Here is an 11,893-nt window from a genome sequence, read left to right as displayed (position 1 = left end):
CCTACCAACGATAAAGCCCCCAGCCAGATGGCCGGGGGCTTTCCTTGAGCGCCTCTGTTGCGAGCATTGGCGCGGTCATTGGGCGGAGGCGACCGCCCGGATGCGTTGTCGTCCGTCGACGACTCGCCTTACTTTACGTCATGGCGGCTATTCAACAAAGCCCTTGCCGGTAAAAGTGCCGTTTTCCACGGCCATTTCCTGTACCACACCAGGCACATCGCCGTTGTCGTCGAAGTCCTGGGTACCGGAAGCGCCTTCATAGTTGATCTCGGTCCCCGCCGCGATCAGCTCCACCGCCTTCTCCCACTCACCGGGCAGGATGACCTCACCGGGGGGAGAGGACACGCTGCGCAGCGCCTCAGACACACCCTCGCGCTCGGCACTGCCGTTCTGCTGGATGGCCAGCCCCAGCAGGAAGGCCGCATCGTAGGCCTGGGCGGCGAATACGGCGGTGGGGTCGATGTCGGCGTTGTTGGCAAGTTCAGTGAAGATCTCGGTGCCGGGAAGGTCCGGGCTGCCCGGACGGGTGGCGATCATGCCGTCGAGCACGTCGGCGCCGATGGCCTCGACCAGGCTGTCGCCGACCATGCCGTCGGCCCCCACGTACTGGGTGAACATGCCGCTCTCGTAGGCCTGGCGCACCACCGTCTGGCCGGAGGTGTCGGCGTAGGCGAGTACCACCAGGGTCTGGGCGCCGGTGGCCGACAGGGTGCCGAGTTCGCTGCGGTAGTCGGCGCGGTTGTCCTCATGGGCGAGGTTTTCCAGCACGCTGCCGCCGCCGTCCTCGAAGGCCGAGCTGAAGGCGTCGGACAGGCCGCGTCCGTAGTCGTTGTTGACGTAGGTGACGGCGACTTCCTCGATGCCCTTGTCGATCAGCAACTTGGCCAGCATCTCGCCCTGGAAGGCATCGGAGGGCACGGTGCGGAACACCAGGTCATTGTCGTCGAGATCGGTGACCGCCGGCGCCGTGGAGGCCGGAGACACCATGGTCACGCCACCCGGAATCGCCGCGTTGTTGGCCGCGGCGATGGTGGCACCGGTACACAGCGCGCCAACGATGGCGGTAACCTGCTCGGTGTTGACCATGCGGTCAGCAGCGTTGGACGCCGCCGAAGCGTCGCCGCAGGTCGTGTCGCCGGTCGGCATCACCACGTCCTGGCCATCGAGGATGCCACCCTGGTTGTTGATATGGTCAACCGCCAGCTGGGCGCCGTCGTAGATCGGCGGCGTCAGGCTCTCGATCCCCCCGGTGAAGCCGCCGAGAAATCCGATCTTGACCTCTGCGTGGGCCATGGAGCCGACCGCCAGGGTGGTTGCAGCCACGGCGGTCGCCAGTACGCGCTTTTTCATGATTGTTGGTCTCGCTCTGGTTGTCCTGAGATGAAGCCGAGACGAGCGCGGTCAGCCGCGGCTCGCCCACTCGATCTTCATACCCCCAATCTGGAAGGCCGCCGGGGAAAACTCAAGTCCCCGCCGCCAACGCTAGGCCGGCTGGATGCAACAAGACGGGGTTCAGGACTGGCGTCTGTGGCCAGGCTTCTATACTCAGCACAGGCCCTGCCATCTGGCAGGGCCAACGCCCCTCACTCGCCAAGGAGCACACCATGTCTCGTTGCGCCCTGCTCGCCCCTGCCCTGATCGGTCTCGGCTCTGTTCTCGCCAGCGCCGGCGCCATGGCCGGACAAAACGTTGACTACCAGGTGGACGGTGAAGCCTTCCAGGGCTATTTCGCCCCCGCCGCGTCCTCTTCCAAGGGCAGCGTGCTGATCATCCACGACTGGGATGGCCTCACCGACTATGAAAGAAAGCGTGCCGACATGCTCGCCGAGGCGGGCTACGACGCCTTCGCCGTGGACCTCTACGGCGCCGGCAACCGCCCCGAGGAGATCGACGCGCGCAAGGCCGAGATGGCGGTGCTCTACGATGACCGTGAACGCATGCGCCGGCTGACCCTGGCGGGGCTGACCCAGGCCCGTGAACAGGGCGCCGGCGAAGACACCGTGATGATGGGCTACTGCTTCGGTGGCGCCGTGGTGCTGGAGATGGCCCGCGCCAACGCCGACGAAGGTGTGCGTGGTTTCGCTACCTTCCACGGCGGCCTCGACACACCGGAAGGCCAGGGCTACTCCGCCGATACGCCACCGATCCTGGTCGCCCACGGTGGTGCCGACGCCTCCATCGGCATGGACCAGGTGGCGGCGCTGTCCGAGGAACTGGAGGCGGCTGGCGCCCCCTACGAGATCCAGGTCTACTCCGGTGCTCCCCACGCCTTCACGGTATTCGGCAGCGATCGCTACCAGGCTCGGGCCGACCAGGCCTCCTGGGCGGCCTTCCACCAGCTGCTGCGGCGCGCCCTGGAACAGCAGGATCAGGGCTGAACCGCTAGCGTCGTCAACAGCCCGGCCACCTGGAAGCCGCGCCCAGGTGGCCTCTGAGCACCAGAAGGTGTGCAACGGATGAAAACACCGAGGCAGATTATTCGGTAGAATCCGCCTCCATCGTGCCGATCGCCCATTCGATAGCAGTCAACGAGAACATTTTGCTGGCTATCGATGGGTATCGCGTCTTCCCACCTTGCACGGCAGGCCATCCACCCTGTCCTTCTGGAGCCTCCCCATGTCCACCCCCGATCGTTCCCCCGGCCTGTGGCGCCGTATCCCGCTATGGCAGAAGATCCTGGTCGGCCTCGCCCTGGGTGTCCTCGTCGGCACCCTGATGGGCGAAAGCGCCAGCGTGTTCAAGCCCATCGGTGACATCTTCATCAGCGCCATCAAGATGCTGATCGTGCCGCTGGTGTTCTCTACCCTGGTGGTCGGTATCACCGCCATGCGTGACCCCCAGAAGATGGGCCGCATCGGCGCGCGGACCATCGCGCTGTATCTGGTCACCACCGCCTTCGCCATCGCCATCGGCCTGGCCGCCTCCTGGCTGTTTCAGCCTGGCGTTGGCCTCGACATGACCTTCGAGGCCAACCCAGACGCGGCCAAGGAAGCCCCCAGCCTGGTGCAGATCGTGGTCGGCCTGGTGCCCCAGAACCCGGTGGACGCCCTGGCCAGCGGCAATATCCTGCAGATAATCGTGTTCGCCATTGGCCTCGGTGTCTCGCTGACCCTGATCGGCGAGAAGGGCGAGCCGGTGGTCAAGGTGTTCGAAAGCTTCGCCGAGGCCATGGTCAAGCTGACCAGCCTGGTGATGGCGCTGGCGCCCTTCGGCGTGTTCGGTCTGATCGCCCACGTCGCCGGCAGCTACGGCGCCGAGGTGCTGCTGCCCCTGGTCAAGGTGATCGGCGTGGCCTACCTGGCCAGCGTCGTCCACGTGCTGGTGGTCTACTCCGGTCTGCTGTCGCTGCTCGGTCGTCTCAATCCAGTGCGCTACCTGCAGGGCATCCTCGATGCCCTGGTGGTGGCCTATTCGTCGGCGTCCTCGTCCGGCACCCTGCCGGTCTCGCTGCGCTGCGCGACGAAGAACCTCGGCGTGTCCGAGGGTGTCGCCGGCTTCGTGCTGCCGGTGGGCGCCACCATCAACATGGACGGCACCGCCATCTATCAGGGGGTGGTGGCGGTATTCATCGCTCAGTTGATCGGCGTCGACCTGAGCCTGGCCGACTACGGCATGATCATCGTCACCGGTACCCTGGCTTCCATCGGCACCGCCGGTGTCCCGGGCGCAGGCCTGGTGATGCTGTCCATCGTCATGGCCCAGATCGGCCTGCCGCTGGAAGCCCTGGCGGTGGTCGCCGGCGTCGATCGCATCCTCGACATGGCCCGTACCAGCGTCAACGTGGCCGGAGACTTGATGGTCACCACCCTGGTCGGCAAGAGCGAAGGCGAACTCGACGAGAACGTCTACAACGCCGCCAACAAGACCTGACCAGCCCCCCGAGCCCCTGCCAGACGACGATGCCCCGGCCAGTTGGCCGGGGCATCGTCGTTCAGGGTTCCGCCAGCATCATCGCTTTCAGCTGTGGCCCTGTTGCTCCTGGCTTGCCGTCTCGCGGGCGTCGAAGTCGGCATCCTGCGTGGCACCAGCGTGTTCAGCCGCGCAGTAAGTGGTGTGATGATTGGCGCAGGGCCCTTCTGCAGGGGCCAGCGGCTCAGCCAGCTTGGCAATCTTGCCGTCGACAACACCTGCCTGAGCGGACAACGGCAGGGCCAAGAGGGCCAATACGAGCAGCGCGTTTCTGGTCTTCATGTTGTGTCTCCTGAGATGGCCGGTAAGGCTCTCTGGCAGCATACAACTTCGCAGACTAATAAAGTGAAACGCTCTGTGGGAGTCTCGCCAGGAATTGTCGAGAAGGGTAGCGAATCGTGTAAAAACTGAACGATATCAATATATTAAAATTCATCCAAGACACCTCGATTGCCACCTCTACGACGCCATGCCAAGCGCAGAACTGCTACGCTGATGGGATATCCACCCATGTCAGCGACCCGGCGCCAGCCGCTTCGATCGCAGGGAGCACTTCATGACCCCCTCCACGTCCTCTCCCACCCCCTCCTGCTCGTCGTTGACACCCACCAGGCTCTCCGGCAGCCGCCTCGACATCGGTCGTGCCCACGGCAGTCAGCACCGTGAGGCGATCCTTGCCAGCATCGACGTCTACGACCGACTGTTTCATGACCTGGCGGGCCTGCACTGGCACGAGGCGCGACGCGACGCCGAACGCTTCCTGCCGATGATCGAGCGGCGCTACCCGGCCATTCTCGAGGAGCTAGACGGCATCGCCCAGGGCATCGGCGGTGATCTGGCCGACGTGCTTACCCTCAACTGTCGCAGCGAGGTGTCGCTGACCCGCGCCGGCGGTGGCTGCTCGGCCTTTTCGCTCTATCACGCCGGCCGCCAGTGGCTCGCCCAGAACTGGGACTGGCGCGCCGACCAACTCGACCATCTGGTGATCCTCGAGATCCAGGCTCCCGGCGCACCGCCGTTGATCAGCGTGGGCGAGGCCGGCATGGTCGGCAAGATAGGGCTCAACGCCAATGGTGTGGGAGTCGGACTCAATGCCATCCGCTCGGCGACCTGTGGCGAGGGACTGCCGATCCATATCGCCCTGCGCGCCATGCTCGAGTGCGAGACCCTCGACGCCGCCCGGCAAATCGCCCACGACGGTGTCTGTGCGCCCGCCCACTTCCTGCTGGCCGACGGCAGCGGCCAGGCAGAAGGGCTCGAGGTTCACCCCGGGCAACCGGGAACCATCACCCCGGCTCGCGGGGTCGTCACCCATACCAATCACCTGGTCAGTGACACCGCCACCCACTGGGTCGAGGACTTCCCCAAGCCGGACTCCTGGTCCCGCCTGAGTCGCCTCGACGCGCTGGTCGAGCAACTGCTCGACGGTCTGGGTATGGATGACTCGGGTGCGGATGAGAGGGGGACAGAACGGGGTACAGCGAGCACAGCCCCCAACGAGAGCGCCACCCTCGACGCCGAGCGGCTATTCGACCTGCTCGGTGATCATACCCCCGGCGAGGACAGCCTGTGTCGCCACTTCGACCCGAGCGTCGCTGAAGCCGAGCGGATGGAAACGCTGTTCAGCGTGGTCATGGACCTGACCGACAAGGTGCTGTGGCTACGCCACGGCAAGCCCTGCCAGACCACCCATTCAATGCGCCTTGTGCCCACCGCCGTGTGACCCTGACGCCTCGCTTCCGTCCCTGCCGAGTTCGCCTTTCAGGTACTGCTCGGTGGTCAGCAGAAACAGCCGCCGAAACAGCTCGTGGATCGCCTCCTCTCGGCGCAGCGAGGCAAGCTCGGGATCCTTCTCTTCACTGCCCACCTCCTTCGGATACTCCCACGCCATGCGCATGGAGCCCGAGCTGACGTCGAAGATCTCGAGGGTCGGGTTGGCTCCGTGAAGCGCGGTCTTGATGCGATAGGACATGACGACCTCCTGCAGACGCTGATAGCCCAAAACAATGAGAATCATTAACGTTTGAAATATGGTCGTGTTTGGGTGGCCTGTCAAGGCTCGTCCTGATCATCGCTGTTCAGCGACCAGAAGAAGCAGGCGACCGTCGCCATGTCTGTCGCAAGACTCAGCGTGTCAGCAAGGCGCTGATGGCGACACCGGTGTGCATGACGTGTTCGTGCATGTGGCGGCGGGCAAGGTCGGCGTCCCTGGCGATCAAGGCATCGAGGATGGCGCGATGCTCATCGGTGGACTCCTGCCAGCGGCCGAGGCGATTCAGCGCCAGATAACGCGCCCGCTCCAACCGACCCAGCAGGCGCTGGTGGGTTTCCACCAGCACCGGATTGCGCGCCGCCTCGACCAGCAGCGCGTGGATACGGGTATTGGTGGCGAAGTAGCCGTCGCGATCGCCCTTGGCGTGCTGCTTTTCCAGGCGAGTCTGCAGTGAGGCCAGCCGCTTGAGCTCGGTCTCTGTCATGCGCCCGGCCGCCAGTTCCACCGCCATGGCCTCGAGCCCGGCCTCGACCTCGAACAGATGACGCAGTTCGTCACCATCAAGCAGGGTGACCAGGGCGTTGCGATTGCGCCGCAGGGTCACCAGGCCTTCACCCGCCAGCTGGTTCAAGGCATCGCGCAGGGGGGTGCGCGAGATGCCCAGACGCCGACACAGAGCCGGCTCCAGCAGACGCTCCCCCGGGGCCAACTCACCGTGGACGATCAGCCCCTTGAGCAAGTCGTAGGCTTCATCGGCCAGGGACGGCGCCTGGATACGGCGGCGGTGAGGCGCTCGCTGACGCGCGCCTCTATCGGAGGGTGAAGCGACGGTGGCGTCGTCGGTTGTCGACGTCATGGGCATGGACCCTGGAAAATTGAAGGAGAGAAGGGCCCAGAGTATATCGCCTGCCCCGGGCCCGACATCCCCTTCAGGACTGCGGTTCGTCGGTCGGGTCGACGAACACACCCGGCGTCGGGGTACTCGAGGCACGCGCCGCTACCTCGTCCTCGAGTGCTGCGTCGGCTTCGGCGGAGCCTTCACCGTCCAGCGCCGGCAACACATAGTCATTGACCACGTTACGGAAGATGCGCACGTTCTTCGAATGGCGCAGCCCACCGTCGATCGGCAGCATCGCGGTCATCACGACCACAGCGTCACGCTCTGGCAGCGCCGTCACGAACTGGCCCTTGAATCCCATCATGTCGAAGCTCGGCGTGGTATCGACGATATGGCCAAGCCACAGGTAGTAGCCAAAGTCTCGCGCGGCGCGAGGAGTCGTCATCTGTGCGATCCAGCCCTCAGGCACGATCTGCTCGCCATCAAAGCGCCCCTGGTCGATCAGCAATTGGCCCAGCTTGGCCAGATCCATGGATCTGAGCCTCAACCCCCAGCCTGCCGACACCAGTCCCTTGTCATCGGCTCGCTGCCAGCTCGCGTTCTCCATACCAAGGGGCTCGAACAGCCGTCGCTCGGCGTATTCGGCAAGAGGCTCACCGGCAGCGGCCTCGAGCATGGCGGCGGCGAATACCGGATTGACGTCGGTGTAGTCGAAAGCGCTGCCGGGTTCCCACGCAACCGGGGTGTCGGCGATCAACGCCAGGCGATCCTCAGCCCCGTAGTAGATGGGGTCACCTTCCGGATCGAAGTCATAAGCAAGCCCAGAGGACATCGACAGCAGGTGCGCCAGAGTGACCTCCTCCTTGTCGGCGACACGCTCGGCCAGATCGGGGCGCAGGGTAGCGATGACATCGGCCACCCTGGCGTCCAGGGTGATCTTGCCCTCCTCGATCAGCAGACCCGCCAGCAGCGCGGTCACCGTCTTGGTCACCGAGTAGAGCTCATAGTTGTGCTGCCTGCCGAGATCCTGGGTATAGCGTTCCATGATGACCTGGCCGTCCTTGACCACCATCAGGCTGCGCACGTCGTAGCCCTGGGCGTCGAGCCACGACGACAGCTCGCTCAGCGGGGCCGCATCCACTCCCACTTCGCTGGGTGCGGCACTTGGCAGGTCACTGGCGTTCGCAGTGGCACCGAGTGAACCGCACAGCAGGGTGGCGGCGACGAGTCCTGTGAGGGAACGACGACCGTGGGCAAATCTGGAAACAGATGCAGGAAATTGAAGGTGCATGGTGATACCTCGTTGTTGTACTTGTTGTGGTGATGCCTGCCAGGGTGACAGTGGCGGAGGGTCAGCGCCGGCCGATCAGCGTTGCCAGCTCCCTGCTCAGGCCCTTGTGCGGCTTGTCGGGGGGCGCGGCGTAGCTGCCGACGGTGGCCTTGGCGCGACCGAGATCGACCAGCGCCTGGGCCTGGGTGATGGCGCAGGTCACGCCGTCCAGCGCCGGCACCGGCAGCTCGGCGGCGACCTGGCGGGCCAACCCCGCCAGCGGGGCCCCGGCCAAGATCAGCACGTCGGCGCCATCCTCTCTGACCGCCTGTTCGGCCAGCTCGATCAGGCGCCCGCCCTGGTCCTGCTGCACGCTACCGATGGCCGCAAGGGGTTCGTCCAGGGCGCGGATGCTGGCCAGCCGCGAGCCCAGGCCGTAGCTGTCCACGGTTTCGCGGTACCAGGCCTGGATCCGCTGGGAGATGGCGATAATCGAGAAACGCCCGCCGTACTGACAGGCGCTCATCAGCGCCGCTTCGGTCAGCCCCACCACCGGGATCGGCAGGGCCTCGCGCAACGCGGGCAGACCGGGATCGCCGAAGGCGGCCACCACCACGGCGTCGTGGCCGGGGTAGCGCTCGGCGGCGAGACCCAGGGTCGCATAGCCGCCGATCAGCGCCTCGGCGCGGGTCTCGATATAGGCCACACCGAAGGGCGCGGTGGCGACGCTCAGTTCGCTGCCGGGGCGCAGGCTTGCCTGTGCTTCACGCTCGATCAGCGCGCTGACGTCGTCTGAAATATTGGGATTGATGACCAGAAGCTTCATGGCAGTCTCTTTGTGGTGGGCCGGTCCGAGGCGCCGAATGCGAAACCTCGGCCCTTTCGTAGCTTGTCGTTCGGTCGATGCCGTACTTCAGTCGCCAGTACCTCGATCATTCAGTACCTCGATCATTCAGTACCCCAGTGCCCGCGGCAGCCAGGTGACCAGCGAGGGGAAGGCGATACACGCCACCAGCACCACGTACTGAAAGACGATGAAGGGCCAGGCGCTCTTCATCAGCTCGTTCAGGCTGATATTGGAGATGCCGCACATCACGAACAGCAGCACCCCCACCGGCGGCGTCATCATGCCCACCACCAGGTTCATCACGAACAGAAAGCCGAACAGCAGCGGATCGATGCCGTAGGACAGCGCGATCGGCGCCAGCAGAGGCACCAGCATGATGTAGGCGGCGTTGGACTCGACGAACATGCCGACCAGGATCAACAGCCCCATCACCAGCAGCAGGAACATCAGCGGGTCGCTGGTCAGCCCCTGCAGGGCGCTGGTCAGACGCATCGGCACCAGATCGATGGTGAAGGCAAAGGTCATGGTCGAGGCGAAGGCGATCAGTGCCCCCACCATGGCGGCGGTGACCGCAGCGTTGAACATCGCCCGCGGCAGGTGCGACAGGCGTAGCTGGCGGGTGACGAAAAAGCCGATCACCAGCGCGTAGAGCACGGCGATGCCGGCCCCCTCTGTCGGGGTGAAAGCACCAGCGACGATGCCGCCGACCACGACGATCGGCATCAGCAGAATGGGCAGCGCCCGCCAGGTCTGCACCAGCACGTGGCGCAGCCCGATGACTCCGCCTGCCAGCGGATAGCCACGGCGCATCGACAGGAAGCTGGCCAGGCCCATGAAGCCCAGCGCCAGCACCAGTCCCGGCACGATACCCGCCATGAACAGCCCGCCTACCGAGACGCTGGAGCCGGCCATCAAGGCATAGACGATCATCGCGTTGCTGGGCGGGATGATCGCCCCCAGGTTGGCCGCCGAGGCAACCACCGCGCTGCTGTAGCCGGTGTCGTACTGCTGACGCATGGACGGCACCAGCGAACTGCCCAGGGCGCTGGCACTGGCCACCGCCGCCCCGCTGACCGCCGCCAGCACCATGCCGGCGACGATCGCCACGTGGGCGAGCCCACCGTGGACGCGGCCGATCAACGAGTTGGCGAAATCGACCAGGCGCTGAAGAATCCCTGCCGCCACCATCAACTCGCCGGCCAGCATGAACAACGGAATCGCCATCAGCGGAAAGCTGTCCACCGAGTGCATCATGCGCTGTGGCAGCACCGCCAGGTCCATGCCGCCGACGACCAGCCCCACCAGCGAGGCAAGGCCCAGGGCAAAGGCCAGCGGCATACGCAGAAGCGCCAGTACCGCAAAGCTCAGAATAATCGCCAGGGTCATGGGCGCACCTCCTCACCGCGGTCATGGCCTGAGTCGGGTCCAGCCGGGGCGGAAGGCAGCGGCTCAAGCTCCAGGCACTGGGCAATCAGGTGCAGCGCACAGTGGATCGCCGAGATCAGCACCGCGATATAGAACACCGCCGCGGTGATCGGCATGGTTGGCATCAGCTGCGGCCACTTGTCGATCACCGCACCGGCTCCCACCACCCCCAGGATCACCATCAGTACCACCCCCAACGCCGCCATCAGCTGGGCCAGCCGGCGCTGGGCGCCGGCGGGCAAGTGGCTGACAAGGGCATCGATACCGACGTGGATGCCACTCTTGATACCGTGGGGAATGGCCAGAAAGATCGCCCATACAAAGCACAACCGGGACAGCTCATCGGCGGAGTCGATGCTGGTGCCGAGCAGGTAGCGTGCCACCACCTGGGCGCACACCAGCACCGTCATCAGGCCCATGGCCAGCAGGATGGCGTAGTAGGAGGCACGGTCCAGCCACGCCAGCAGATGCAGGAAATGGCGCCGAACCGGATGGCCCGCGTGGGCCTCCAGGCGTTGCCAGGCCCGTGTCATGCCCCCAGCTCCTCGAGCACCTTGTCGACCAGCTCAGCGCCGAGCTTTTCGCGCAGATCATCCACTACGCTCTGGCTGGCCTCGCGCAGGGCCGCGCGGGTCTCGTCGCTGATCGGAGTGAACTGCATGCCGCGCTCGATCAGGGTATCGCGGGCCTGGGTATCCTCGGCCGCCGCGGTCTCACGCTGCCAGGCCACCGCCTCGTCCATGGCCGCCATCAGGGTGGCACGCTGGTCGTCGCTCAGGTCCTCGAACTTGTCGCGATTGGCGACCACCACGATGTAGTCGTAGAAGTGTCCGGTATCGGACAGGTACGGCTGCACCTCGTCCAGACGCTTGGTCTCGATGATGCTGTAGGGGTTCTCCTGGCCATCGAGCACCCCCTGCTGCAGCGCACCGTAGACCTCCTTGATGTCCATCGACACCGGATTGGCACCGATGGCGCGGAAGGTGTCCAGGTGGGTCTGGTTGGGCTGCAGGCGGATCTTCAGGTCCTGAAAGTCCTCGATCGACTCAAGCGGCCGCTCGGCGTTGGTGACGTGGCGGAAGCCGAGTTCCATGTAGCCCAGCGCCACGAACCCGGCCTCGGCCAGTTTCTCGTCGAGCAGCTCGCCGACCTCGCCGTCGATCAGCGCAAAGGCGTCCTCGCGGCTGTCGAAGGCGAACGGCAGGCTCAGCGCCTCGAGTTCCGGCACGGTACGCGACAGGTAGGAGATGCCGATCCAGCTGCCCATGATGGCGCCGGAACTGACCTGATCGAGATTCTCGCCGGCACCGCCAAGCTGCATGTTGGGGAACAGCTGGGCGGTCAGATCGCCATCGCTCTGCTCCGCCAGGGTCTCGGCGAAGCGCGCCATGGCGCGACTGCTGGAGTGATCATCGGTGAAGTTGCCGCCAAAGCGCAGGTCTTCTGCCTGGGCCAGCAGCGGTGTGCAAAGACCCAGGGCCAGCGCGCCGGCACCCAGCAGGGAAAGACGGGAGGGAGTCGTCATGTCGCAATCCTTGTTGTTGGTATTGGGTAAGGAATCGGTGATGGAACGCTCAAGCGAGCCCACCTGCTTTGACCTTAGTCGAACAC

At 65.2% G+C, this 11,893-nt stretch carries 12 protein-coding genes; 3 read left to right on the top strand and 9 right to left on the bottom strand.

Annotated features, from left to right (window positions below; genetic code table 11):
* Positions 1-147: 147 nt before the first annotated feature.
* Positions 148-1,353, bottom strand: coding sequence for an ABC transporter substrate-binding protein (locus NFH97_RS10340; RefSeq protein ID WP_045992395.1), 1,206 nt, complete (start codon positions 1,351-1,353; stop codon positions 148-150).
* Between the two features lie 251 nt (positions 1,354-1,604).
* Here NFH97_RS10340 and NFH97_RS10335 point away from each other — a divergent pair, with 251 nt between their 5' ends.
* Together NFH97_RS10335 and NFH97_RS10330 are read left to right on the top strand one after the other, a co-directional pair.
* Positions 1,605-2,378, top strand: a complete 774-nt coding sequence (locus NFH97_RS10335) for a dienelactone hydrolase family protein (RefSeq protein WP_349624786.1) — start codon at positions 1,605-1,607, stop codon at positions 2,376-2,378.
* Positions 2,379-2,616: 238 nt separating this feature from the next.
* Entirely contained in the window at positions 2,617-3,870 is a 1,254-nt protein-coding gene (locus NFH97_RS10330; protein ID WP_045992397.1) for a dicarboxylate/amino acid:cation symporter, read from the top strand.
* An 87-nt stretch (positions 3,871-3,957) separates the two neighbouring features.
* On the opposite strand, the gene NFH97_RS10325 is transcribed toward NFH97_RS10330, so the two are convergent.
* Complete coding sequence (locus NFH97_RS10325; RefSeq protein WP_045992398.1) at positions 3,958-4,191, bottom strand: hypothetical protein; 234 nt, start codon at positions 4,189-4,191, stop codon at positions 3,958-3,960.
* Between the two features lie 274 nt (positions 4,192-4,465).
* Here NFH97_RS10325 and NFH97_RS10320 point away from each other — a divergent pair, with 274 nt between their 5' ends.
* A complete protein-coding gene (locus tag NFH97_RS10320) occupies positions 4,466-5,632 on the top strand; it encodes a C45 family autoproteolytic acyltransferase/hydrolase (RefSeq protein WP_349624785.1) in 1,167 nt (388 codons plus the stop codon).
* Here NFH97_RS10320 and NFH97_RS10315 read toward each other — a convergent pair.
* From NFH97_RS10315 to NFH97_RS10285, 7 genes are all read right to left on the bottom strand, one after another.
* Complete coding sequence (locus tag NFH97_RS10315) at positions 5,603-5,881, bottom strand: hypothetical protein (protein WP_045992400.1); 279 nt, start codon at positions 5,879-5,881, stop codon at positions 5,603-5,605. The genes NFH97_RS10320 and NFH97_RS10315 overlap by 30 nt on opposite strands.
* A gap of 154 nt (positions 5,882-6,035) precedes the next feature.
* Positions 6,036-6,758 (bottom strand): GntR family transcriptional regulator, encoded by a 723-nt coding sequence (locus tag NFH97_RS10310; protein WP_108132156.1) that lies wholly within the window; start codon positions 6,756-6,758, stop codon positions 6,036-6,038.
* 73 nt (positions 6,759-6,831) lie between these two features.
* Positions 6,832-8,031, bottom strand: a complete 1,200-nt coding sequence (locus tag NFH97_RS10305) for a serine hydrolase domain-containing protein (protein WP_349624784.1) — start codon at positions 8,029-8,031, stop codon at positions 6,832-6,834.
* Between the two features lie 61 nt (positions 8,032-8,092).
* Positions 8,093-8,836: an aspartate/glutamate racemase family protein gene (locus NFH97_RS10300; RefSeq protein WP_349624783.1), complete on the bottom strand. Its 744-nt coding sequence runs from the start codon at positions 8,834-8,836 to the stop codon at positions 8,093-8,095.
* Positions 8,837-8,962: 126 nt separating this feature from the next.
* On the bottom strand, positions 8,963-10,243 hold the full coding sequence (locus tag NFH97_RS10295) for a TRAP transporter large permease (protein WP_108132155.1): 1,281 nt from the start codon (positions 10,241-10,243) through the stop codon (positions 8,963-8,965).
* The gene (locus NFH97_RS10290) at positions 10,240-10,815 is read right to left on the bottom strand and encodes a TRAP transporter small permease (protein WP_349624782.1); all 576 of its coding nucleotides are present in this window, start codon (positions 10,813-10,815) and stop codon (positions 10,240-10,242) included. The genes NFH97_RS10295 and NFH97_RS10290 overlap by 4 nt, the downstream gene beginning before the upstream one ends.
* Entirely contained in the window at positions 10,812-11,807 is a 996-nt protein-coding gene (locus NFH97_RS10285) for a TRAP transporter substrate-binding protein (RefSeq protein WP_052704323.1), read from the bottom strand. The genes NFH97_RS10290 and NFH97_RS10285 overlap by 4 nt, the downstream gene beginning before the upstream one ends.
* Positions 11,808-11,893: the final 86 nt, after the last annotated feature.

Source organism: Halomonas sp. SCS19 (genome assembly GCF_040147015.1).
Taxonomy (GTDB): domain Bacteria; phylum Pseudomonadota; class Gammaproteobacteria; order Pseudomonadales; family Halomonadaceae; genus Halomonas; species Halomonas litopenaei.
Note: the sequence above shows the minus strand (reverse complement) of the source record. Positions and strands in the feature narration are given on the sequence as shown.

Coding starts and splice junctions, on each gene's coding strand:
- NFH97_RS10305 (WP_349624784.1), bottom strand. CDS start 8,031: ATGCACCTTCAATTTCCTGCATCTGTTTCCAGATTTGCCCACGGTCGT.
- NFH97_RS10315 (WP_045992400.1), bottom strand. CDS start 5,881: ATGTCCTATCGCATCAAGACCGCGCTTCACGGAGCCAACCCGACCCTC.
- NFH97_RS10310 (WP_108132156.1), bottom strand. CDS start 6,758: ATGACGTCGACAACCGACGACGCCACCGTCGCTTCACCCTCCGATAGA.
- NFH97_RS10320 (WP_349624785.1), top strand. CDS start 4,466: ATGACCCCCTCCACGTCCTCTCCCACCCCCTCCTGCTCGTCGTTGACA.
- NFH97_RS10330 (WP_045992397.1), top strand. CDS start 2,617: ATGTCCACCCCCGATCGTTCCCCCGGCCTGTGGCGCCGTATCCCGCTA.
- NFH97_RS10325 (WP_045992398.1), bottom strand. CDS start 4,191: ATGAAGACCAGAAACGCGCTGCTCGTATTGGCCCTCTTGGCCCTGCCG.
- NFH97_RS10290 (WP_349624782.1), bottom strand. CDS start 10,815: ATGACACGGGCCTGGCAACGCCTGGAGGCCCACGCGGGCCATCCGGTT.
- NFH97_RS10285 (WP_052704323.1), bottom strand. CDS start 11,807: ATGACGACTCCCTCCCGTCTTTCCCTGCTGGGTGCCGGCGCGCTGGCC.
- NFH97_RS10300 (WP_349624783.1), bottom strand. CDS start 8,836: ATGAAGCTTCTGGTCATCAATCCCAATATTTCAGACGACGTCAGCGCG.
- NFH97_RS10295 (WP_108132155.1), bottom strand. CDS start 10,243: ATGACCCTGGCGATTATTCTGAGCTTTGCGGTACTGGCGCTTCTGCGT.
- NFH97_RS10335 (WP_349624786.1), top strand. CDS start 1,605: ATGTCTCGTTGCGCCCTGCTCGCCCCTGCCCTGATCGGTCTCGGCTCT.